The organism is Paenibacillus oceani, assembly GCF_014705615.1.
GTDB classification, from domain to species: domain Bacteria; phylum Bacillota; class Bacilli; order Paenibacillales; family NBRC-103111; genus Paenibacillus_AB; species Paenibacillus_AB oceani.
The window spans coordinates 13,370-37,743 of record NZ_JACXJA010000023.1; the positions used below are offsets into that span (position 1 = coordinate 13,370).

The window sequence follows — 24,374 nt, forward strand, 5'->3', positions numbered from 1 at the left end:
TTATTCCTCGCCGAGCCGGCTCATCAGCCGTTTCATTTTCGATTCCGTATCGGACCCGACCGACGGCGTATACACGCTGCAGCGCAAATCGGTACGTCCCTGCACCTGCATGGACGTGAGGTCGAACAGCATTTTGCCCGCCTTCGCGTGACGAAATTCGATGAACAGCTCCGGTGCGGAGCTGACGTCGTTAATGTCCCACAACCTGCGAAATTCCCCGTTCTGCCCGCTCAGCCTGTCGATAAAATCGGCATACCATTTGTCGCCTACGTATTGGCCGTAATAGTAGCGGAAGATGGCCAGAAACCCCCGTACGAAATCGTCCCAGTTCACCGCCAGAGCGCGCAGCTCCTTGCGGGTGAACAGCAGCCAGATCAGGTTGCGTTCCCCGGGCGGCACCTGCTCGAAATCCATAAAAACGGCTGCGGCGGCCCGGTTCCAGCCGACGATGTTGCATTTGCGGTCGGAGACGATCGTCGGGCAGTAGCGCAGTTGATCGACGATCAAGCAAAGCGCGGGCGGCAGACCCGGCTCGGGTTCGGGAGGGGGTGCCGCCGCCGGCTGCTCCAAGGCGAGCATATGCAAATATTTGCGTTCTTCCTCGTTGAATTGCAGGGCGAAAGCGATCCGGTCGAGCACTTGCGCCGACATCTTAATATCCCGTCCCTGCTCGAGCCATGTGTACCAGGTCGTGCTGACGCCGGCGATCTGCGCCACTTCCTCCCGCCTGAGCCCCGGCGTTCGTCTCCGGCCTCCCGAAGGCAATCCGGCCGATTGCGGCTGAAGTCTGGCGCGGTGCGTCGTCAAAAATTCGGACAGCGCTTGAAGTCTTTGGTCGCGGTTCATAACGTACCTCCCGTGTATAGGTTATCCTGGCATTCATTATACCAGGATAACCTATAACTTGTAATAGGATAAATCCTGTGACATTCTATGGATAGAAGGCCGTGCGGCGGCTCGCAGCCAATGCCGGCCAGTTCTACTGAGGAAGGAATGAGTGCGAATGAACAGCAATCGGGTAGTTATAACGGGAATGGGCGTTATTACACCGCTCGGTCTGACGGTGGATTCGATGTGGTCGGCGATGCGGGCCGGCAAGTCAGCCATTTCCGCAATCGATACGTTTGACGTCTCTGCCTACAAGACGAGAATTGCCGGAGTCATCCGCGATTTTGATGCCGACGAAGCGATCGGCCGGAAGGAAGCGCGCCGGATGGACCGGTTCGTCCAATTCGCCGTGGCGGCTGCGAAGCAGGCGCTCGACGACGCGGCGCTGTCGCTGGAGTCGGCCAATAAGGACAGGATCGGGGTGTATATCGGCTCCGGAATCGGAGGCATCCGGACGATGCTGGACAATTACCGGACGCTGCTCGAGCGGGGGCCGGGAAGAGTGAGCCCGTCGGTCGTGCCGATGATGATTGCGAACATGGCGGCCGCGCAGGTCAGCATCCTGTACGGGCTAAAGGGACCGGTGCTGGCCCCGGTAACGGCATGCGCGACCGGCAATAACGCGATCGGCGAAGCGTTCCATCTCATTCGCCGCGGGGGAGCGGACGCTGTTATCGCCGGCGGATCGGAGGCGACGATCATCGATTTGGCGCTGGCCGGCTTCGGCAACGCGACTGCCATGTCGACGCGGAACGAAGAGCCGGAACGGGCCAGCCGGCCGTTCGACACGGAGCGTGACGGGTTCGTAGCGTCTGAGGGGGCCGGCGTGCTCGTGCTGGAGTCGCTGGATCATGCGATACGGCGCGGTGCGCGAATCCACGCCGAGGTCGTCGGATACGGCTCCAGCTCCGACGCCTATCACGTCGTGGCGACCGATCCGGACGGCGACGGCGCTTTCCGGGCGATGCGGGAGACGCTTGCGGACGCGGGTTTGCGCCTGGAGGAAGTCGATGTGATCAGCGCCCACGCGACGAGCACGCCGCTCGGGGACCTGTCCGAGACGAGGGCGATCAAGCGGCTGTTCGGCGCTGGAGCCGGACGGATTCCGGTAACCGCGAACAAATCGATGCTCGGCCATATGCTCGGCGCGGCGGGAGGCGTCGAAGCGGTTGCATTGGTGAAAATGATTCAGGACGGAATCATTCCGCCGACTCTGAATCTGGATCGTCCGGACCCGGAATGCGATCTCGATTACGTGCCGAACCGGGCGAGGGCTTGCGAGGTTCGGGTCGGCCTGTCGAATTCGTTCGGCTTCGGCGGGCATAATGCGGTGATCGCGATCCGCAAGTACGAGCGATAAACAGGCAAGCTTTGCGGGTGACAGCCGATTGGGAGGAGAGCCGAAACCTACGGCCGGGGTGTTCCAAGACGAACGCATTTTTGATAAAGTAGAGGTTCAAGCGATCGGGACGGGCGCGGCGATGCGCATCGTGGAGCAGCAGCCGGAAGTCGATCTCAAGTTTAAGCTGGACGGCATTACAGTCCGGGCAAAGCTGGCTGACTATGGCGAATCGGTTCACGTGGCCGAGCTGAACGGCCGTTACGTGCTGCTTCATCCCGAATCGTTCGAGGACGTCGCGCGCAAGCTGATCGACAAGCCTGTCCGCCCCGCGTCCCCGCTCCCGCCGGCGGGTGACGACGAAGTTCCTTGGTGAGTGGTTTTGATCGGTTTGGGGACAACTTCCTGCCATAACGCAGGAAGTTGAGGCTGTCGATTCATTGAGTAGAAGTGATGCAGGGCTTTCCAAGTGAAAAGTTACCTTCTTCTGCTCAAACAGGTTGTCCACAATGAATCGACAGCCTCGAAGTTGCCCGTTCAGCCGTTATTTTGATGAGGATACCTGCTTGTTGGCAGGTATTCGATTTTGAAGACTGCCAACTTTTTGCTTCTGCAGCGAGAAGAAGAAGGGGCGGCGTTCCACCGTATGCTTGACGGAAACGGCGACGAATGGGCAGAAAGATTTATTGCAACAAGTGTATTGACGTTCCTCTCAGAAACGTATATGATAGCAAGTAACAACGTATTATGGTATGACCATCGTACATATTATAATCATTCAAATTTTAACTCGGAGAAGTGGTCATACCATAGTACCAAAATTCAACAAAGCCTTTCAGGGAAGTCTGGGCCAACGTCTCGGGCACGCCCCAACGAACCGTCATCGATTCGCCTCACAACCTCCGCTTTTGGCATGAACCCGTAAACGCAGCTAGAGATCGGCATCATCGCTTTGGAACCGGCTTACTGTCGGGACCTTTACTACGCCTGCAACGCCGCTGGCAAGCTCTGCAAATCGGATGCTTATCCGCAGAAAGGCTATTTTTCAAGAAAATGATAACGCTTACATTCTGCGTGGTCTCGAGTTCGCAAGCCAATATACGAACAACCGGCGAGAGCTCAAATAGGCCGTTCGGGAAGCGAACGTTCCCCCTCAGAACAGCGGCGGAGAAATTATGGAGAGGAGGTGAACGAACCCCGGCTCAGGTCATACCGGAAGCAAGCGCCTGAACCCGCTTGGGCGGCGATTCAAGGCTTACGCGGATCGGAAATTGCGTTCTCTTATTAGACTCAGGGGGTTTTACCGCAGTAACGGATGCCGACTCTTACCGAGGGCGGCCCCTTATGAACAGAAAGCATATTATTCATACCGGGAGGGTTTTCGTTTATGTTCAAGCAGCGTGTTATATCGGGTCTTGCAGCTATTGTCGCCGTTTCTTCGCTGGCAGCGTGCGGAGGGCAGAGTGCCCCGGCCAATCCGGGCAATTCCGGAGATGTCAAGGAAAACGTGCAGCCCAAGCCGAAGGAGCCTGTCGAAATCTCGATCTTCCATTACAACGGAACGTGGACGGAAGAACAGACGGCGAAAGTGTTTGCCGAACCGGTCACGAAAAAATATCCGCATATTAAGGTGAAAGCGATCGGTTACAAAAACGGGAAGCAGCTCGAGGAAATGGTGGTGAGCGGGACGCTGCCGGATCTGATTATGACAACCCCGGGTCCGGGCTTTGAAACGACGATCCGGAAATACGAATCGCAATTTGATTTGACTCCGCTCATCAAACAATATAATTACGACCTGAATCAACTGGACCCGGCCGCACTCGGGGTTGTCCGCAGCCTGTCGACCAAAAACGAAATTTTCAGCCTTCCGATTTACATGGCGCCTAACGTGCTCTACTACAACAAAACGATTTTCGATAAATTCGGCGTCGCTTACCCGAAGGACGGGATGACGTGGGACGACTTGTACGAGATGTCCAAGAAGCTGACCCGCAACGATAACGGAGTCCAGTACCGCGGCTTTCTGGCTTCGTACGTCCATTTGATGAGATTGAATCAAGTTTCGCAGAAACTGTTCGACAACACGGGGGAGAAGGCTGCCTTCGATACGAGCGAATTTAAAAACTACCTGAAAGACATTTTCCGGATTTTCGAGCTCCCCGGCTACGGAAACGATCAGAAGGTGCATGATACCAGCGTGCAGCTGTTCCTCAAAGAGCAAACCGTCGCGATGCTTGAACCGGGCGGCACGCTGCTTGGCGAAGAAACACTTGCGGGACTCGGCAACAACTGGGATTTTACATCGTTCCCGTCGATGAAAGAGAAGCCGGGCGTCGGCTCCCAGGCGTATCCGTTCATCATCTCGATGTTTAATACGAGCAAGCATAAAGAGGCGGCCTTCGAGGCGATGGCTTATCTGACCTCGGCGGAATTCCAGACGGCGGCCGCGAAGCAAGGGAGCCTGCTGCCGGTCCTTAGCGACAAATCGAGCGTGAAGCTATTCGGACAGGATTCGGCGTTTTACAAAGGCAAAAACGTCGGCGCCCTGCTGCCGAAACAATTTTCGCCAGTTCCGGCGGAGCCGTTCTCGGAATATACGGCCAGCGCCCAGAACGAGCTGTACAACATTTTCAGAAAAGTCGTAACGGGTAAAGCCGACATCAATACGGCGTTCCGCGAAGCGACCGAAGCGGCTAACAAAAAGATCGAAGAGCTGAAAGCGGCGAAAAAATAAGCCAGGACAATAAAACGGAAGACGGGACTCGAGGACAGGGGCTTATGTACAGTCGCCTGTCCTTTCTTCTGTATCGATGCCGGATCAAAAATTAGGAATTGAGGTGCCCGCATGTTCTCTACCCATTGGCGCAAAACGATCAGCCTGCTGATCATCGTCTTCCTCCTCGCGGAAATGCTGCCTGTAGTCACATCTGGCGGAAACGGAAACACCGCCATGGCCGCGCCGCCGGAAGGAAGCGAATTACGGTTCGCCGACGACGGCTCCAGCCTGCAGGCTGCGGGATGGAGCCGAAGAATTCCGCCCGAAGCGGGCGTATACATCATCGACTCGTCCCATTCCCTGGGCAATCCGAACCAGACCCCGACGAAGCCGGTGCAGCCGGGACAATACCTCCTGTACGGCGATCAGACGGCCAGCGCCGCATCGCGGTATACGACGATATCCAAAAAGATGCCGATCGGTCCGGGCGCATGGACGCTGGAGTTCTCGGCCAAGTTCGTCGATCTGATGAAGCCGGGCCAATTCCCCGTCTACCGGGGGATCAGCTTTGAGGTTTTCGCAGCCGGCAAAGAGTACAAAATTACGTTTAACGATACGAACAAAATTCTCGCGATGACGAATGCGTCGGGCGCGTATCTCCAGCAGGAAGCGGTAATGCCGGAGGACGACGCCTTCCATCTGTGGGAGATCGCGTACGATGGCAACTACACCGTGACGGTAAAGCTGGACGGCCAGCAGGTCGCGAGCTTTGCCAATATCGGTTTCCCCGTATCGGGGCGTGAGGACGAGCTCGTTTTATTAAACGCTCCGCTGAACTGGTTATCCGGTACGAACGAGGTGTACATCGATTCCTTGAATATGTATTCGCGCGGACAATCGGTCCCGACCGACCTGTTAATCGACGACGACGGATCGTCGCTGGGCACCGCCGGCTGGTCCAGATCGCTGGCTCCGCTCGAGGGATTGTACATAACTGATGCGGGGAACTCGCTGGGCAACCCGAACGGCGTCCAAATGAAAGCGGTTCCTGGCGGCCAGTATTTATTTTACGGGGATCAGCAAGCGAGCGCCCAAGGGAAATACGTACGATTGCTGAAAACTGTGCCGATCGGCCCCGGACCGTGGACGCTGGAGTTTTCCGCCCGGTTTGTCGATCTGATGAAGCCTTCCGCCAATCATGCGGACAGAGGGATTTATTTTGACATTTATGCCGCCGAGAAAAGGTACAAGATTACGTTCAACGATACGGACAAAATTATGGCCAGCGCCTCGACCCGGAAACAGGTGCAGATGCCGCAGGACGATGCGCTTCACAAATGGGAAATCGTATTCAACGGTTCCGATACGGTATTTGTCAAGCTGGACGGAACCGTAGTCGCGACCTTCGTGCAGCCTGCGACGTCCGCAGCGGGCATCTCCGACCGGGTTCAGATCGCGAGCGTGCCGCTTAACTGGGAGTCGGGGACGAACGAAATGTATCTCGACTACGTGAAGCTGTACAAGATGGCGATCGGCGACCCCGATCTGCTGATCGAGGACGATGCGTCCGGATTTCAGGCGGCCGGCTGGACGGCCGATCCTCCCGCTGCCGGAGCGTATTTTACCGATCATGGACAAACGAACGGTTCGGTCGAAGGGATGGAACCCGTAGAAGAAGGACGGTATTTATCTTACGCCGATTCGTCCGCAGCAGGCGAAGCCCGGTTGTCGCAGGAAGCCGATATCGGGGCGGGGCCGTGGGCGCTCGAATTCGACGCGAGGATCGCTTCGCTCGTGCAGCCGGACCCACCGTCCGCCGAACCGGGATTTCACGCCGAAGTCGTCGCGGGCGGAAAGTTATACAAGGTCGTATTCAACGGCGGCAGCAATTTGTACGTGGGCAAGGGGAACGGGGAGTACGATCGGATTCAGACGGCTCTCGTATCCGATACGTATTATGACAACTGGGGGATCGCCTACGATTTGCACGGCAGATTATTCGTGACGCGCAACGGAAGCAAGCTCGGCGTCTGGACCGGAGCCGGTGTGCCGGCGCAAGGGCCGGATGGGGTCACATTCGTCAATCGGGCGTCGGGAGCGGCCGGGGAGACTGTGGTGTATCTCGACCGGATCAAGCTGAGCAAAAACAGGCAACCGGAATGGAGCGAGTTTCAGCCGCTTATCTCAGGTGTAACGGTGCTGCCGACGTCGGATTCTGCGGAAATATCGGCTTCTGTCTCGATCTTCGACGCCGATCCGTTATGGTTTCCTACGAACAGGCTGACGGTTGAGGCCGAACTGGTGCAGGACGGACAGGTCGTGATGCAGACCGTGCAACCCGTAAACGGCCATACAGTGCCGCTTACGCTCGCCGCCGGCGGACAGACCGGCTGGATGGATTTGAAGCTGAGATTAAAGGACGGCAACCAGGTAAAAAGTGAAGCTGTGCAAAAGCTGGACGTTTATCCGTCCGTCTCGCTGCTGCTGCCAGGCGAAGAGGCGGAGCCGGAGCCCGGCGAGGTGTATGTATACACGGAGATGGACCAAGCCGAGGACGCTGCCGGCAAGCTGTCGTGGCAGGCCGGCTGGAAGCTGGCGAGTTACCAGTACGAGGGGCTCCCCGGCGGCGGTCTGGCAATCGAGAGCACGGGCGAGGCGGGGACGCTGGAGCTGCCGGTGGGCCTGAACGGCTGGTATGGCGTATATGTCGGTTATGTGACCGGAACGGAAGGGTTCGCCGTGTCTGACGGCGCCGAAACCAGGGCGTTCGTTCTGGACGGCGTAACAGCGGCAGAGCCCTACGGCAGCAAGGCGGTAACGGAGCTGTTCGCACTTGCCTCGAACTTCAGCGGCGGTACGATGTCGTTGTCTCCGATATCCGGCAAGCAGGCGAGAATTGCGTATGTGAAGCTGAAGGCGCTCACTCCGGAGGAGATCGCGCTGTATACGAAGCCCGACGAAGGAGCGGCGGGCAAACGGGTCATTTATAACAACGACGGCTACAGCGACTATTTTTCCGGCCAGTACGATACGGAGCAGAGTTTGCTGAACAATGCGGTCAATTTTTTCGAGGATCAGGACGTGAACTCTCTCTATTGGACGCTTGGCACGACGATGCTGATTTTGCGGGACAGCGAAGCGGCGGGGCGCCCGTATGCGAGTCTGACTCCGCAGCAGGAGCAGACCCTAATGCGCGACGGGGATAAGCGGGTCCGGGACGTCGTGCTCGGTTACATCGACGCGGGAAAAGATCCGCTTGCGATCGTGGCGAACCGGGCGGATGAACTCGGTATGGACGCATTCGCTTCCTTGCGGATGAGCGCTTTTTACAACCAGAATTCGTATCCTTGGCTGAACGGGACGCGGTATGAGGAATTTGCCGGAAAAGGATATTTGCAGCGGAAAAGCGACGGAACTTCGGATATCCGGATGAGCTACGCGTACCCGGAGTTCAGGCAGTTCGTGATCGATGTGCTGAAGGAATCCGCTTCGGTAACCGGCGGGGATGGCCGGAAGCTGGTGAAGGGCGTCGAGCTCGATTACAGCCGATATCCTTACGTGCTTGGCTTTGATCCCGTTCTGACCGATCCTTACTTCCAGCAATATGGCGTAAAACCGCAAGACGAGACGACGCCGGCCTGCCAGACCCGATGGAACCAGTTCAAGGCGGACGTGATGACCGGTTTTATGCGCGATGTGCGCCAGCAGCTGGCGGGCAGCCAAATATCGGTACGCATCCCTTATGACGTCTATTTCCAGAACGGTCTGGACATCGAGGCTTGGGTTCAGGAAGATTTGATCGATCGTCTTGTCGTCAGCAATATCGGCCACGAGAACTTTTTTCCGGAGCTGGAGGCGTTCAGGCAGTTGACCGAGGGAACGGGGATCGAGCTGTACGGCAACATTAACGGAACGCTCTCCGGAAGCGATCTGACCCGGCAGCAGGAAGAGCTGATCAAGCGCGGCATCCGGGTCGCGACCGGTCACGAGCAGGTGAGCAAGCAGCAGTATATGGAGCGGGCGCACCAATTATACGAGGCGGGTTACGACGGCGTGTATATATTCAACAATTGGAAAGGACGGGCGGCCGGCGGCCAATCGATACGGGGCGAGCTTGGGGACAAAGTGAAGGTGGAGAAATGGCATCAGCTCGCTTATCCCGCCGAGTGGGTGCAAAACCTCGTCACCGTGATGCCCGCGGAGCCGCAAGACCGCATACCTCCGGAAATAACGGTTTCGCTGACAACGGGCGACGGCCGTCCCTACACAAACGATACGTGGACGAACCAAAACGTCACCGCCCATGTGTACGCGCAGGATGAGCTTAGCGGACTCGCTTCTCTGGAAGTTTCGCGGGACGGCGGCGTTACATGGAGCGTATACGGCGAGCCGGTCCGCTTCGATCCGAACGGGATTTTCGAGCTGGCCGTACGGGCGGCCGACGAAGCCGGGAATGAAGCGCTGGAGCGGCGGACGATCAAAATTTCCACGAACGGACTGACGGTGCACGCGCCGCTCCGGCAAGCCGACGGCACGCCGTACAGCAGCGGCGAATGGACCCGTCAAAGCGTCACGGCAGCCGTGTATGCGGAGCATCAGCAAGGACTGCGGGTAACGTCCGTGACCTATTCGCTCGATCAAGGGTTGTCGTGGCAGTCTTACATCGCTTCCAACCCGCCGGTGTTCCATGAAGACGGGGTTCATTCGATCCGGTTCCGGGCCGAGGACGAGGCGGGGAACCGGATCGTGATCGAGTTGATCATCCGGATCGACCGTACCGCCCCGTCTGTCGAGCTGACCCCGAACGGCAGCGAGCTGTCCACCCGTCTTGCTTCCATAAAAGTGAATGTGACCGATCCGGGCAGCGGGTTGATGCCATCAAGCCTGTCCTACACCTGGACACGGGACGAGAGCCCCCCGGCATCAGGGTGGAAGAAGATTAGAAACGGCGGGACGATTCGCAAGCCGGTGCGGTCGGGCGACTGGTATCTTCATATCCGGGCAGCCGACAAGCTGGGCAACCAGGCGGAAGTCCGCTCCAACCGGTTTCGTTCCTCCGAGCCGTTAAGGGGCAATGCGGATCTAAGCGGAATCCGGATTCTGGATAAAAAGGTAGCCGGGTTCAAACAGCAGGACACGAACTATAACGTCCACGTCGGGCGGCACGTCCATCACATCACCGTAACGCCTGCGGCGCAATCCGGCGAAGCGATCATTCGCGTGAAGGTTAACGACGGCGGCTACGCGGTCGTCCCGAGCGGAACCGCGAGTATGCCCGCAGTCCTAAAATCCGGCGCCAATCAAGTCACGATTCAGGTTACGGCCGAGGACGGAACGACCCGCAAAACGTACTCCGTGAAAGTGATCCAAGCAGGGCCTTACAGGCGTTGACGGAGCGGGGAAGCAGCCCCTACATTCGGCTCCAGAGTTCACACCCGAATGTGCTGGTTCCCCAGTCGGTCAAAGAGCCTCCCAACCCCTTAGCAGCGGGGCGGGAGGCTCTTTGTGTGCGACCGGCTGTAAATCACTCCAGCCGTTTTTTCCGGTACTCGCCCGGAGGAAATCCGGTATGCCGCTTGAAATTGCGAATGAACGAGTTCACGCTCTGATACCCGACCTGTTGGGCGATATCGAGGATTTTCAGCTCCGTCGTCTCCAACAGCAGGGCCGCTTTATTCATCCGGTACGACTGCACATACTCACTGAAGTTGGTTCCCGTCTTGTCCTTGAAGTAGGTGGACAAGTAAGAAGCCGACATGTTGAGATGATCGGATATGATGTCGAGCGACAAATCTTCTCCGTAATGCTTCTCCACGTATTGAATGACATAATCGCAGACTGGATCGGAACCATTCCGATGACGCCGGCAGGCCGAGCAGGCGGTCCGCATACAGGTTTCGATCGTACGCTCGAATGATTCGAGCGTGTAGCATCGGTCCGGCTCCGCGGACCGGACGACATTCATGAACGACTGCCGCTCGGCCGCAGGCAGCAGCTTCGTCAACTGCTCGGAAAGCGTTTGTACGCTGCTCGCAAACTGCTGCAATGACGCCCCTTTTTTGTCGAGCGCGGCCAGCATCCGTTGCCCCATTCTTACGAGTTCCTCCTCGTTGTCCGCTTCAAGGTGAGTCTGCAGCCCCTTGACGTCCCATTCCGCCGCGGCCGGATCCGCCGGAGGAACCCTATAAGGCAGCAATTGCGTGTCGTCCCCCAATCCTCTCGTCAGAACTCTCTCCAGAATATGCTCGTACGTCGGATTGAAGGAGGCCGGATCGGTTTGTATCGGGCTGGCCGTTACCGTAGCCAAATAATAGTGCCGGTCCATATCCAGAACGGTCTTCAATCGCTGCAGCGCCTCCGGAACAGTTTGGGACGGATCGTTTACCGAGAAAAGAATCGTTAGAATCAGATTTTGCTCGATCTGGAACGTTAACGAATCGGGGAACAATTCCGAGACCAGCGTATGAATCATTTCACGTACAAAATAAGACGACCTGCGAACATCAACTCCGATTTCCTCCAGATGCGCGTTCCGATAAAGGAGATGAAAGCCGATCAAGATGAAAGGTTTATCGACTTCCGCTAGAGACTTCCAATCGCCGGAATGCGGATGAATCTTTTTCAGACGGTTGATATAAGCGTAATGTTTTAATAATGAGTTTTTTTGGCTAATATCCTGCCGGATTTCGTCGTTTGTTTTCAAGATGTCGATCAATTGGCCGCCAAGCAGGTCAAACTCTTTGATGTTGCTGCTTGCCGGCATCGAGTAGTTCGACTGCTGAATCGACTCCAGTATTCGGCGCAGCGGGTTGTTCAGACGTCTGGTGAACAGCAGCGATACGACCAGGCCAATCGAGATCGACACCAGCAGAAAGGCGGCGAGTGTCCAGTTGAGTCTTGCGATCTCGGACTCGATATGGGCGGTAGGGACAAGACCTGCGTAAGCAAAGCCGGTCTCCGCTCCCTTCTGGACATAGGCGTAATAGCCGTCCAGTTTTTTGTATCCCGTCTCGCTGCTTTCGGCCAGTTCCGGTGAAGACAGCGCACGCGCAGCAGAGCTGGAGGCGAATACCGATTGTCCGCTGCCGTCATAGATGGCGAGGCTGCCCTCACCCGATCCATAGTAGTCGCGAAACATACTGGTGCTGTCGACAAGCAGCAGCAGCGAAAATTGCTTGTAAAACGGGTTTTGGAACAGAATCGGGATGAACGCTCCCCGGCTCTCCCGCTGGCCGACCGCATTCATATAAAACTCCGCTTCCGGATAGATGGCGAACCCGGACAGTTTTCTCAGTTCCGAAAGCCAAAACTCGCTCGAATAGGGAGCGCTTCCGTAATAATTTTCGAACATCTCCCCGAATCCGCGTGTCCCTTCTTTATCCACCACGATCGCATTCCCATGCAGCATATACACGATATTGTGAATCTTAAGCGGAGAATCCGCAAGCAGAGTTTGAAGCTCGTTGTGAATCCGATACAGTAAACCGTAATCGGTCCGCTCCGGCAAAGTGCCGTTCATCAGCTTGGCCGTTTCGTTCAAATACAAGCTCATCGCGAATTTTTTGATCGAGCGGATCTGGTTCTCATAATCGCCTACCGTTTTATTCAAGCTGGCTTGGTTTGTTTTTACCATTTCACTCTGTACATGGCGCAGCAAAAAAACGTTGGATGCGAAGCTGAATGACGCAAGCAGGCCGATAATGACCATAAAGCTGCTCAGCAGCTTGACAAACAACGAAGCCGTCGAATCCTTTTTTCCAAACAACCGCCTAAGCAACACGAAACTCAACCTCTCTGCAGTCGTACACGCTGAAGTACCTTGCTCCATCTTAAAATACCACAACTCGCGCCGGGACGACGTTATCCTTTTTCATTAATGTTATCCGGTTATTAGATTTTCTTGAAGCCGGATAGGTTCAGCGAATGTTGGCGATTTGCAAAAGCGCCCCGCCCCCTTAAGATAAGGCCATATCGATCGCCGGCTGGCGCGCCGCCAAATTCAGGCAAGGAGAGATCGGGACCGCCTATGTTTTCCACTTCGCTGCTATCGGAGCTAAACCGTAAAAAGTATTTGCTGCTTATGTTTTTGCCGTGCTTGCTGTATTACTTGTTGTTCAAGTATGTCCCGATGTTCGGCATTGTCGTTTCGTTTAAACAGTACAATCCGTTCATCGGCATTATGGACAGCCCGTGGGTCGGGTTCAAGTATTATACGATGTTTTTTCAGAATCCGGATTTTGCAACGCTGCTGCGCAATACGTTTCTGCTCGGGCTGTACAAGCTGTTATTCGGGTTTCCGGCACCGGTCATTCTCGCGCTTCTCTTGAACGAGCTTAGGCAGATGGCATTTAAACGGTTCGTCCAAACGGTCAGCTATTTGCCGCACTTTATTTCCAACGTCGTCGTAGTGAGCATGGTTGTTATGTTTGTATCTCCTACCGGCGGGCTCGTGAACAAGCTGATTGAAGCGTTCGGGTTCGAGGCGGTCAATTTTATGGTAATGCCGGACATGTTCCGCTCCGTCTATGTCGCTTCGGAAATATGGCAGCATACCGGCTGGGAGACGATTCTGTACTTGGCCGCGCTTACGTCGATCAACCCGATGCTGTACGAGGCGGCGGATATCGACGGGGCTTCCCGGTTCAGGAAGCTGTGGCATGTAACGCTGCCGGGAATCGCACCTACGATGATCGTGCTACTGATCTTGAATGTCGGCAAAATCATCGAGATCGGCTTCGAAAAAGTGTATCTGATGTACAATCCGGCTACTTACGAGACTGCCGATATTATCAGCACCTATGTGTACCGGGTCGGATTGATGCAGGGCAATTTCAGCTATGCGGCCGCGATCGATCTGTTCACTGGTCTGGTCAGCCTCGTCTTTATCGTTGCGACGAACTATGCAAGTCGCAAATATTCGGAAACGAGCCTTTGGTGAGGAGGAGATGGGCATGAAGCGCAAAATCAGTCTATTTTCCGTGGTGAATGCGGTTATCCTGCTCGCCGTTGTTGCGGTTACGCTGTATCCGTTTCTGTACATGGCCGCCGTTTCGCTCAGCAAAGACATCTATGTGATGAAGGGCGAGGTTACGATCTGGCCGAAAGGTTTTAATCTCGATATGTACAAAATTGTTCTGAACGATTCGCGGATTCTGCAAGCTTACGGCAATACGATCCTGTATACCACGCTCGGCACCGCGATTTCATTGTTCATCACTTCGCTTGGCGCGTATGCGTTGTCCAAAAGGGAGATGCCGTTTCACCGAGGTTTTACGCTGCTTGTTCTGTTCACGATGTTTTTCGGCGGCGGGATGATTCCGACCTTTCTGGTCGTCAAAGCATACGGGCTGATGGACACGGTATGGGGGATGGTTCTCCCGGCTGCCGTCAGTACGTGGAATCTGCTCATCATGCGGACGTTTTATGGCGGAGTTCCCGCCGAACTGGAGGAATCGGGCAAACTGGACGGGCTTAACGAGCTGGGCGTCTTTTTCAGAATCGTTCTGCCTTTGTCCAAAGCGATTTTCGCCACGATCGGATTGTTTTACGCGGTTGCCATGTGGAACAACTTCACACTTCCGCTTTTATATTTGCGGAACCCGGACCTGTTTCCGTTGCAGGTTGTGCTGCGGAATATCGTACTGGCAGGGCAGTTGAACTCGGCGGATGCAGCGAGTATAGGAGGCGATTCGGTTATCGTAGAAGAATCTTTGAAGTATGCTACGATCATGGTAGCGACAATTCCCATTCTAGCGGTGTATCCGTTCCTCCAGAAGTATTTTGTCAAGGGAGGGATGGTCGGTGCGGTGAAGGGTTGAAAGTTGTTCGCAGCTTCATTATGACCTTTCCCGTCAAGCAGACTTGATGATAGACTTTCTCGAAGTTTCAAGGTTTGAAATCGTGCAAGTATCGATAAAGCTGGGTCAACCAACCAATAAGCGTTCATAAGGGAGAGGTATAAGTGAAAAAGGGGATCAGCATACTCGCATTAACGGCTTTGACCGGATTAACGATAGCCGGCTGCGGCGGCGGAAAGCAGGAAAGCGGCAACGGGGCGGGAACGGCTTCCGAACAAAATGGAGCTCTGGCGAAAAAAACGTTCTCGATGCTGACCGAGTCCCATCCGAGCACGCCGTTCAGCAAGGATTGGCTGGTGTGGAAGCTGATCGAGCAGAAAACCGGCGCTACATTCCAGGTGCAGACCCCGTCCGGTAAACTGGAGGATACGATCAATTTGTCGATCGCTTCGGGAGATATGCCGGAGCTGATGTTCATGTACGGCCGGACGCAAGCGAACAAATACGGCCAGCAAGGCGCGCTTGTCAATATTTTGGACCATACGGGCGACATGCCGAATTTTAAAAAGTGGATGGAGAAATATCCGGATATCGCCAAGGCTCAGTTGGCTGCGGACGGAAAAATGTACATGTTTCCTAACGAAGGGTTCGGCGAAGCGAACCGGATGATCTGGATGTACCGGGACGACGTATTTAAGAAACATAATCTGAAAACTCCGGCTACGTTCGACGAACTGTACGAGGTGCTCAAAAAGCTGAAGGTGCTGTATCCGAACAGCTACCCGTTCAGCTTCCGGACCGGTGGCAACTTGCTGCTGCTGAAGACGATGTCGGCTCATTTCGGGACGAACGAAGGATTTTATCATAACGGCGGAGACGTCAGCTACGGTCCTACCGAAGCGAACTACCGCAAAATGCTCGAGTATTTGAACAAGTTTTATAAAGAAGGCTTGATGCCGCCGGATTGGCTGACCGTCGATGCGAAAAAATGGCAGGATATGATGTCGACCGACCAGTCGTTCGTTACGTTTGATTATATCGGCCGGATCGATTTTTATAACAACGCTTTGCGCAAAGACAAGCCGGACTTCAACCTCGCTTTTATGGCGCCGCCGGCAGGGTTCCCCGGAGCGAAGCAGCAGAACGCTTACATGCACGTCGTCGATTCGGGTCTGACTGTATCGATCAAATCGAAACAGGTCAAAGAAATAATGAAAACGATCGATTTCCTGTACAGTGAAGACGGCCGGACGATGGCAAGCTGGGGGCAGGAGGGAACGACCTACACGGTAGAGAACGGCAAAAAGAAGCTGAATCCGGAGTATACGGATGCGACCGAACTGAGGAAACGGACAGGTCTCGCCTCGAACGGAACCTATACTTGGATCGATTATGACGCCTTGCTGTCGATCGCTTCCAAGGAACTGCAGCAAGCCTACGCAGAAGCACGCAAATACGATGCGCCATACCGGGCGCTGCCGGATTTCAATCAAAACGAGTTGGAGACGATCACGACCACCGGAGCCGCTGTGGATAAGTATCGCGACGAACATGTGATCAAATTCATTCTCGGCGAGAACAGCTTCGACAACTGGAATCAATATGTGACGGGACTAAACAATCTGGGTCTGCCGAAGCTGGCGGAACTGTATAAAACTGCTTATTCCCGTGCGGCAGGTGCCAATCTGAAATAACGGTCATACGGGGGTGACTAGAAGGCTGTGGGACGGCGGAAACGCCGTCTTACGGTTTTCTGTCGCGTAGATTGCTTTGATTGTACGAAAAAACCACACAAATAGAGAGAAACGTATTACAATGAGTACATTCCTTTAAATGCTTACTTGTGAAAGTGATTAGAAATCGATTGCTATGCTCCAAGAAAGAGTAAGGGGAGGATTTTAATGAAAAAGCTCGCGATTATCGTTCATAAAGGAACGTACGAAAGTGTGGCACAAGCGGCGTTTGCCGAGAAGGATATCGACTGGTGGGATGATTCCGACTCCCGGGCGACGACGTGTACCGAATGCTTCGCGGCAGTTGAACTTTTCGGTTTTCTGCGCAAGCTGCTGGCGGAGGAAATCGAGCTGGAGTTGCGAGATGCAAGTCAGTTAGGCGAGGACGGGTACCGGATATGGATCGGTTCGGCGGGGTCCCGCCTGCTTGCCGGCTTGCCCCAGGAACAAGGGAGTGCGGAAGCCGGTGAGGCAGGAGCGCATGCGGGTTTCCAAGACGATGCGGGAGAATCGTTCCGGCTGGAGACCATACAGGGCCCGGACGGCTGCGATTGGATTCTGGCGGGCGAAGGTCGGATCGGTACGTTGTATGCGTCGTATGCTTTTCTGGAGGAGCTGGGTGTCCGTTGGTACGCTCCGGGGGAATTAGGGACGGTGTCGCCGTCTGAAGGGCTGACGGAACTGCCGGCTGTTCGGCGGGTGGAGACGGCCGACTACCGCACGCGGGGCTGTTACTCCGAGTTTATCGATGACCGGCGCAGCGAGTTTGTCGATTGGATGGCCCGCAACCGGATGAATTACGCTCATTTATTCCGGGTTGCCGATCCGCACGCCTTGAAGAAACGGGGAATTCGGATCGCGGGCGGCGGTCACGACATTTTATACAAATATTTGGATCCGAACGCAGCCTATCCGTACAAGCACCCCTTGTTCGGCGGAGACGGACCCGAGGACCGCTATCCGGTCAGTCCCGAATATGCGGGCGATGCCGACGGGGACGGAACGCTTACCTATGCGGAGGCTCATCCGGACTGGTTCGCGTTGTCCGGCGGGGCTAGAACGTACCGCCGAAGTCCGGACGCTTATACGGAGCAGTATTTTGCCGGCGACAACTACTGTCTAACGCATCCGTACGCTACGGCCGAACTGGCCGAAAACGTTGTGAAATCACTGGCTGACGGGGAACTCGCCCGGGTGGACGATCTGAATTTCTGGCTGCTCGACAACGGCGCCTGGTGCGAATGCGAGAGCTGCTTCAACGGGGGCAACCAGACGGATCTGCTGCTGGGCGTCGTTCACCGGCTCCGGCAGGCGATCCTGCAGGCGGTCCGGGACGGCCGGCTGAAGCGCAACGTGCGTATCTTGTTTCCGGCTTATCACGAGACACTGGAGGCGCCAGCCCGCCCGCTGCCGGAATCGTTCGATTACCGCAACTGTTTTGCGACATTTTTCCCGATCGAGCGGTGTTACGTTCATTCGTTTGACGATAGCGGCTGTACCGAAACGAATGCGGATTTGAACGGTAATTACAGACGCTGGACGGTGGAGAAGGAGCGGAATTACAAGGGCGAGCTGGTCGTCGGCGAATATTACAACGTCAGAACGTTCGCGGCGATGCCGGTACTGTTTTGCCGAATGATGGCCTGCGATATTCCGTATTATTACCGGACGGGAACCCGGCATTTTTACTACATGCATATAACCGGGGGAGGCTGGGGGATGCTGGCCCTCGGCAACTCGCTTCATGCGAGGCTGCTGTGGAATACGACTACCGATGCCGAAGTGTGGAAAACGGCCTATTTGGACCATTATTACAAGTCCCAAGCTAGCCGGATGAAGCTGTTTTATGAAAAGCTGGAGCTGGCGCTGGCTAATATAAAACCGATCAAGCACTACCAGGAGCGCGACGGCGACAGGCATTCGATCTGGATGATGCTGAAGCAGGATGCGGACGAGCTGTTTACGCTGGAGCATTTGAAGTACGAAGGCCGGACGGACGGTTCTAACGCCGGGATCGGCTTGACGGAGACGATTCGGCTGATGGAATCGTGCAGGTCGATACTGGACGAGGCAATTCTGGAAGCGGACGATCCTGTGGTAGAGGCACGGCTGGCGGAGGATGAGATGAGGTTCGATTACGGGCAGACGATGCTGCTGTTTTATTACCGGATGGTCCGCTGCCACCGGATGCTGAAGTGCGGCCGGACAACTGCGGCGCGCTCCGAATTTGCCCACTGCAGACAACTGGCCGGCAAGCTGAAGGAGACGACCGCTCCTTTGCGGGATTACGATTACAGCAAATATTACGAGAACGGATTTGCCGCATCATGGGTGACTGATGTGTACGAACGGTTCGAGGCCAGGCTGGCAGCGGATTCTTAAGCGCGGCAAAAGCTCGGCTTGCTTGACTTCCCGCGCGATTGCCTTTATAATATTTGAAAGTTCCATATCGATTACAGGCATGGAAGAGGAGCAGTAGTTTGATTCTCATTTTGCGCAGAGAGCCGGTGCTAGAGGTGCAAGCCGGTAAATGGGATGAACGAACTCGCCTCGGAGCCGACGGCATAACCCGGATCACGCATACACCCGCAACAAGGGCGCGTGGGAAGGAAAGCCGGTACGTATCCCCGCGTTAAGGGGGAGAGTGGGCAGCTGCCGAAGTACGGCAGAGGTCAACTAGGGTGGTACCACGGGAATTACAACCTCTCGTCCCTAGCGATAACGCTAGCGACGGGAGGTTTTTTGGTTTGTATAGGCCGGGCGCGGTTCTTCCGGAGCCGGAGCGTTGGCAGGAAGCTTATGAGGTATGGGGAGCGGCGAGGCAGCAGTTTTACTGGCGGCAGCGATTTTTCTGCCACCTTTATCTTATCCGGTGCGCCGCACTGCGGCAGAGAGGGCTTCCTCGCGGGGAATAAGAGCGTTTTGGACCTCTTATTCGGGCCGTAATAGCCGGATGAAGGGGAATAAGAGCGGTTTGAGACCGTTATTTCCGGGCAAGTGAGGAATATAGCGGTGAATTGCAGAAATAGCGAATGCTAACATCTCTTATTTTGTTTTGACGCACGAATTCCTGAAAAATAAGAGGTGCAAGGAGCTCTTATTTCTGGGGGAACCCGGCATGTTTCCGCCGAATCGGGGCTGCATGGCAGCTCTGCGTGCATGACCGCTCCTGTGCTGTATGGCCGATCTTGCGTGCATGACCGCTCCTGTGCTGTATGGCCGATCTTGCGTGCATGACCGCTCCTGCGCTGTATGGCTGCTCTTATGTGCATGACAGTCTTGCGCTGCAAGGCCGCCCCGCCGAACGGCCGTCTATATGCAGCCGTGCTCGGTACGCCGGATGCGACCCGCACTTGCATCGCTCCGCTCCGCTGTTCCAGTTTTGACCCTGCATCTCCAACCAAGATCCGGCCGCCGGCCGTAACCGTGCAGAACGATTCATGCACCGCCTATATACCCGGCCCGGCCCGGTCACAAGGAAGTTATTCAAGGAGGAAGCGCTGATGACGCAAATCAACGAAACGTCCAACCAAACGCCAACCGGAACGCAAGGCTACAACCCGCTTGCGTTCGAACCGAAATGGCAGCAGTACTGGGATCGCAACAAAACGTTCAAGGTGCTCGAAAATACACAAAAGCCGAAGTTTTACGCGCTCGACATGTTCCCTTACCCGTCCGGGGCCGGGCTGCACGTCGGTCATCCGGAAGGGTATACGGCGACGGATATCGTCTCCCGCTACAAGCGGATGAGAGGGTACAACGTGCTCCATCCGATGGGCTGGGACGCGTTCGGTCTTCCTGCCGAGCAGCATGCGCTCGATACGGGCAAACACCCGCGCGACATTACGTTCGTTAATATCGACAACTTCCGCCGGCAGATCAAGTCGCTCGGCTTCTCGTACGACTGGGACCGCGAGCTCAGCACGACCGATCCGGATTATTACAAATGGACGCAATGGATTTTCATACAATTGTACAAAAAAGGGCTTGCCTATGTAGCGGAAGTGCCGGTGAACTGGTGTCCGGCGCTCGGTACGGTGCTGGCGAACGAAGAAGTCATCGACGGACTCAGCGAACGCGGCAACCATCCGGTCATCCGCAAGCCGATGCGCCAATGGGTGCTCAAAATTACCGAATACGCCGAACGGCTGCTCGAGGATCTCGAAGAGCTCGACTGGTCGGAAAGCATCAAGGATATGCAGCGCAACTGGATCGGCAAGTCGACCGGAGCCGAGGTAGTCTTCGAGCTCGACGGTCATGCCGGCCGCAGCCTGACGGTGTTCACGACGCGTCCCGATACGCTGTTCGGAGCCACCTACTGCGTGCTTGCTCCTGAGCATGAACTGGTCGCTGCGATTACGACTGCGGATCAGTCTGCGGCGGTCAAGGCTTACCAGGACAAAGCGGCGACGAAGAGCGATCTGGAGCGCACCGACCTGGCGAAGGAAAAAACCGGTGTTTTCACGGGCGCGTATGCGATCAATCCGGTGAACGGAGCCAAGGTGCCGGTCTGGATCGCCGATTATGTGCTCGGCGGCTACGGTACGGGGGCGATTATGGCCGTTCCGGGACACGACCAGCGCGACTGGGAATTTGCGAAGCAGTTCGGTCTGCCGGTCATCGAGGTCGTACTGGGCGGCAATGTGTCGAAAGAGGCGTTTTCCGGTGACGGCGCGCATGTAAACTCCGGTCTGCTCGACGGCCTGGACAATGAACAGGCGATCGCCAAGATGATCGGATGGCTGGAAGCCGAAGGCAAAGGACAAGGCAAAGTGACGTACCGTCTGCGCGACTGGCTGTTCAGCCGCCAGCGTTACTGGGGCGAACCGATTCCGATTCTGCATCTGGAAGACGGCACGATGAAGCCGGTGCCGGAAGATCAATTGCCGCTGCTGCTGCCGGAAGTGGATGAGATCCGTCCGTCCGGTACAGGAGAATCGCCGCTGGCGAACGTCACCGATTGGGTGAATACGGTCGATCCGGAGACGGGCAAGCCGGCGAAGCGCGAGACGAACACGATGCCGCAATGGGCGGGAAGCTGCTGGTATTATTTGCGGTTTATCGACCCGCACAACAGCGAGCAGCTGTGTTCGCCGGAGAAGCAGAAGGAATGGCTGCCGGTCGATCTGTATATCGGCGGTGCGGAGCACGCGGTGCTCCATCTGCTGTACGCCCGCTTCTGGCATAAAGTATTGTACGACCTGGGCGTCGTCGCGACGAAGGAGCCGTTCTACAAGCTCGTTAACCAGGGGATGATCCTCGGCGAGAATATGGAGAAAATGAGCAAGTCGCGCGGCAACGTCGTCAATCCGGACGATATCGTCGGTCAATACGGCGCGGATACGCTCCGCCTGTATGAGATGTTCATGGGGCCGCTGGAAGCGACGAAGCCTTGGAATACGAACGGGGTGGAAGGCGCGTACCGGTTCCTGAACCGGATCTGGCGTTTGTTCGTAAACGAGGACGGCAGCCTGAATTCGAAAATCGGCGGTACGGGGAGCGAGGTTTTCAACCGCACGTGGCACCGGACGATCAAGAAAGTAACCGAGGATTACGATGCGCTGCGCTTCAACACCGCGATCAGCCAGTTGATGATCTTCGTCAACGAAGCGTACAAAGCGGAGTCGCTGCCGGCGGAAGCGATGAACCACTTCGTGCAGATGCTGTCGCCGATCGCGCCGCATCTTGCGGAAGAGCTGTGGGAGCGTCTCGGCCATAACGAATCGATTACGTACGCCGAGTGGCCGGCTTACGACGAAGCGCTGACGGTAGACGACGAGGTCGAAATCGTCGTTCAAGTCAACGGCAAGATCGCCGACCGCGTCAAAATCGCGAGCGGTATCGACGAAGCGGCGATGCAGGAAATTGCATTTGGCCTGGATAAAGTAAAAGAAGCGACAAACGGCAAAACGGTACGCAAAGTGATTGCCGTGAAAGGCAAGCTCGTCAACATCGTTGTCGGCTAACCTCATAGCATAGGGACGGGATCGTGAAACGAACGGCCGGCCTTCGCCAGGGAACAAGCAGTTCCGTCAGGCGTTGGGCCGGCCGTTTAGTCTATGATGCTGCCGAAGAATAGCTGATCGATCTTTTCGACGTCTTCGTCGTATTTGGCATGGGTCGCTTGCAGCAGTCTGACGAAAGTCGTCTCCAGCTCCCGTTCCATCAGCTCGAGTCCCGCTTCGATGATGCCGCCGGGAACCGCTACCCGCTGCCTGAGCGATTCCGGCGTATAACCGCCCTCGTTCAGCAGCTTGCCGGTGCCGAGCAGCGTCTCAGAGGCGAGCCGGGTCGCTTCTTCCCGGGGCATACCGGCGACCTGGACCGCGGCGTCGATCAGCTTTTGCACGAAATAGGCGAGAAAGGCCGGTCCGCAGCTGGAAATGTCCGAGGTGACGCGGGTATACGATTCGGCTACGCGAATCGGCTTGCTGATCGGGCTGAGCAACCTTTCGAGAGAGGTGCGATCTTCTCCGTTCATCCGTTCCCCGTATATGCATAAAGCCGCTCCGCTTTGCACTTCATTCGTGATGCTGGGTATCACTTTGGCGACTTTGCAGGGCAGAGCGGATTCCAGATGCTTGAGCAGCACAGGGCTGGTGATGGAGATTACGATCTGGTCAGCCGTTATATAGGGTTTGATTTCGTCGATAACCGATTTGAAGGAGAGCGGCCTGACGCAGAGAAATACGAGATCGCAAGCTGCGGCGACCTCGCCGTTCGATCCGGCGGCCGTCAGTCCGGGGTAACGCGCGGCCAGCCGCACCGCTTTCTCGTGCGATCGGTTTGCCGCAACGACGGCAGACGGCCGGATCGCCCCGGATCGGATAAACGATTCGATTAGAACGGTTCCCATGCTGCCCGTTCCGATAAAACCAACCTTCATGGCGATATCCCTCCCGGAGAAGTAGACAATTTCGGGTAAAAAGGCGCGTTTCCACAATGAAAACCGGGTTTCGGCATTTCTGCTAAAGAAGGCGGCCCGGCATACAGACATCTATACACGTTTTTCTATGTGTATGCGCGAGGTGTTGGCATTATGCGTCTCGTTCGGGACGATTTCGAATCCGTTTGAGATCGGAGAGGAGCTGTTGCATGAACAAGCGTGCGACGAACAGAAACCAGTCGTTTTACGCCGTTGCGGCGGTATGGTCGATCCTGGCGCTGCTGCTGTGGACCGCGGATACGGTCGCGCAAGGACGCGGAATGCACGGAGCGGGCTGGACCGTACGCGGCGCGGAGCTGCTCGCTTTGTTTGCCGCGGCAGACGGAGAGCGGCAGCCCGCCGGAACGGCTCCGGAGCCGGGGGGAGGAAAGGCGCAGGCAGGCGGAAGCGGCTCTGCGGCCGGGCACTCAGGTACAGGCACTCTCGGCGGCCCCGCAGCTTCGGGCGGCGGAGCCGATACAGGCAGAGGGGGCGGGACTGAACCTGCGCCGCCGTCGGTTCCCGTATCCCCGCCCTCCGAGGGTGCGATCGACATCAACCGGGCTTCGGCTGCCGAGCTGCAGCAACTGCCCGGAATCGGTCCGTCCAAGGCAAAGGCGATCATCGACTACCGAACGGCCGGCGGCGGGTTCAAATCCCCGGAAGAACTAATGAAAGTAAAAGGAATCGGCGAGAAAACGTTCGAACAGTTAAAACCTCGTATTCATATAGGTAATTAATCCTGCATGTCCTTTCCATTTGACCAAAAATATGAGACAATATGGACGTTTACTATTAGTGCGAGTTCAAGTAGTCCGGTTTTCAGCACCGAGAAGATGGGATGAAGCCAGGAAGTGAAGAGCGGAGCGTAATGGGAGCTTTTGTGAGCACCGGAAGTTCCGGCTGAATTCCATATTCGATGTCGAGTAGGCTTCCTGTATCTGCTTCGTGATCAAAAGTGGACTTTTTGAAC

Annotated in this window: 13 protein-coding genes and 1 other annotated feature; of the genes, 10 read left to right on the plus strand and 3 right to left on the minus strand. The window is 56.0% G+C overall.

The genetic code is table 11. The features are described from left to right. A complete protein-coding gene (locus tag IDH45_RS17835; RefSeq protein ID WP_190929485.1) occupies positions 1 to 846 on the minus strand; it encodes a helix-turn-helix transcriptional regulator in 846 nt (281 codons plus the stop codon). Between the two features lie 157 nt (positions 847 to 1,003). Between IDH45_RS17835 and fabF the strand changes: the two genes are divergently transcribed. The 4 genes from fabF (at position 1,004) to IDH45_RS17855 (ending at position 10,337) form a co-directional block, all read left to right on the plus strand. Further along, positions 1,004 to 2,248 (plus strand): beta-ketoacyl-ACP synthase II, encoded by a 1,245-nt coding sequence (fabF, locus tag IDH45_RS17840; RefSeq protein ID WP_190929486.1) that lies wholly within the window; start codon positions 1,004 to 1,006, stop codon positions 2,246 to 2,248. 28 nt (positions 2,249 to 2,276) lie between these two features. Further along, complete coding sequence (locus tag IDH45_RS17845; RefSeq protein ID WP_223836759.1) at positions 2,277 to 2,603, plus strand: DUF3898 domain-containing protein; 327 nt, start codon at positions 2,277 to 2,279, stop codon at positions 2,601 to 2,603. Between the two features lie 1,011 nt (positions 2,604 to 3,614). Further along, on the plus strand, positions 3,615 to 4,964 hold the full coding sequence (locus tag IDH45_RS17850; protein WP_190929487.1) for an ABC transporter substrate-binding protein: 1,350 nt from the start codon (positions 3,615 to 3,617) through the stop codon (positions 4,962 to 4,964). Between the two features lie 111 nt (positions 4,965 to 5,075). Then, complete coding sequence (locus IDH45_RS17855) at positions 5,076 to 10,337, plus strand: OmpL47-type beta-barrel domain-containing protein (protein WP_190929488.1); 5,262 nt, start codon at positions 5,076 to 5,078, stop codon at positions 10,335 to 10,337. Positions 10,338 to 10,470: 133 nt separating this feature from the next. Here the strand turns inward: IDH45_RS17855 and IDH45_RS17860 are convergent, their stop codons facing one another. After that, a complete protein-coding gene (locus IDH45_RS17860) occupies positions 10,471 to 12,726 on the minus strand; it encodes a helix-turn-helix transcriptional regulator (protein ID WP_190929489.1) in 2,256 nt (751 codons plus the stop codon). A 246-nt stretch (positions 12,727 to 12,972) separates the two neighbouring features. Between IDH45_RS17860 and IDH45_RS17865 the strand changes: the two genes are divergently transcribed. The 5 genes from IDH45_RS17865 (at position 12,973) to leuS (ending at position 22,442) form a co-directional block, all read left to right on the plus strand. Continuing rightward, the gene (locus IDH45_RS17865; RefSeq protein WP_190929490.1) at positions 12,973 to 13,884 is read left to right on the plus strand and encodes an ABC transporter permease; all 912 of its coding nucleotides are present in this window, start codon (positions 12,973 to 12,975) and stop codon (positions 13,882 to 13,884) included. Between the two features lie 13 nt (positions 13,885 to 13,897). Beyond that, complete coding sequence (locus IDH45_RS17870; RefSeq protein WP_190929491.1) at positions 13,898 to 14,764, plus strand: carbohydrate ABC transporter permease; 867 nt, start codon at positions 13,898 to 13,900, stop codon at positions 14,762 to 14,764. A 143-nt stretch (positions 14,765 to 14,907) separates the two neighbouring features. Then, on the plus strand, positions 14,908 to 16,437 hold the full coding sequence (locus IDH45_RS17875; RefSeq protein ID WP_190929492.1) for an extracellular solute-binding protein: 1,530 nt from the start codon (positions 14,908 to 14,910) through the stop codon (positions 16,435 to 16,437). Positions 16,438 to 16,644: 207 nt separating this feature from the next. Continuing rightward, complete coding sequence (locus tag IDH45_RS17880) at positions 16,645 to 18,858, plus strand: DUF4838 domain-containing protein (protein WP_190929493.1); 2,214 nt, start codon at positions 16,645 to 16,647, stop codon at positions 18,856 to 18,858. 71 nt (positions 18,859 to 18,929) lie between these two features. Further along, positions 18,930 to 19,193: a binding site (T-box leader), on the plus strand. Positions 19,194 to 19,979: 786 nt separating this feature from the next. Beyond that, a complete protein-coding gene (gene leuS, locus IDH45_RS17885; RefSeq protein WP_190929494.1) occupies positions 19,980 to 22,442 on the plus strand; it encodes a leucine--tRNA ligase in 2,463 nt (820 codons plus the stop codon). Between the two features lie 86 nt (positions 22,443 to 22,528). Here the strand turns inward: leuS and comER are convergent, their stop codons facing one another. Next, complete coding sequence (comER, locus tag IDH45_RS17890; protein WP_190929495.1) at positions 22,529 to 23,362, minus strand: late competence protein ComER; 834 nt, start codon at positions 23,360 to 23,362, stop codon at positions 22,529 to 22,531. 209 nt (positions 23,363 to 23,571) lie between these two features. On the opposite strand from comER, the gene IDH45_RS17895 reads away from it, so the two are divergent. Next, on the plus strand, positions 23,572 to 24,141 hold the full coding sequence (locus tag IDH45_RS17895) for a ComEA family DNA-binding protein (RefSeq protein ID WP_223836760.1): 570 nt from the start codon (positions 23,572 to 23,574) through the stop codon (positions 24,139 to 24,141). Positions 24,142 to 24,374: the final 233 nt, after the last annotated feature.

What these genes read in the sequence shown, in the direction of transcription:
- IDH45_RS17835 (WP_190929485.1), bottom strand. Translation starts at nt 846, where the DNA reads ATGAACCGCGACCAAAGACTTCAAGCGCTGTCCGAATTTTTGACGACG.
- fabF (WP_190929486.1), top strand. Translation starts at nt 1,004, where the DNA reads ATGAACAGCAATCGGGTAGTTATAACGGGAATGGGCGTTATTACACCG.
- IDH45_RS17850 (WP_190929487.1), top strand. Translation starts at nt 3,615, where the DNA reads ATGTTCAAGCAGCGTGTTATATCGGGTCTTGCAGCTATTGTCGCCGTT.
- IDH45_RS17855 (WP_190929488.1), top strand. Translation starts at nt 5,076, where the DNA reads ATGTTCTCTACCCATTGGCGCAAAACGATCAGCCTGCTGATCATCGTC.
- IDH45_RS17865 (WP_190929490.1), top strand. Translation starts at nt 12,973, where the DNA reads ATGTTTTCCACTTCGCTGCTATCGGAGCTAAACCGTAAAAAGTATTTG.
- IDH45_RS17870 (WP_190929491.1), top strand. Translation starts at nt 13,898, where the DNA reads ATGAAGCGCAAAATCAGTCTATTTTCCGTGGTGAATGCGGTTATCCTG.
- IDH45_RS17880 (WP_190929493.1), top strand. Translation starts at nt 16,645, where the DNA reads ATGAAAAAGCTCGCGATTATCGTTCATAAAGGAACGTACGAAAGTGTG.
- leuS (WP_190929494.1), top strand. Translation starts at nt 19,980, where the DNA reads ATGACGCAAATCAACGAAACGTCCAACCAAACGCCAACCGGAACGCAA.
- comER (WP_190929495.1), bottom strand. Translation starts at nt 23,362, where the DNA reads ATGAAGGTTGGTTTTATCGGAACGGGCAGCATGGGAACCGTTCTAATC.
- IDH45_RS17895 (WP_223836760.1), top strand. Translation starts at nt 23,572, where the DNA reads ATGAACAAGCGTGCGACGAACAGAAACCAGTCGTTTTACGCCGTTGCG.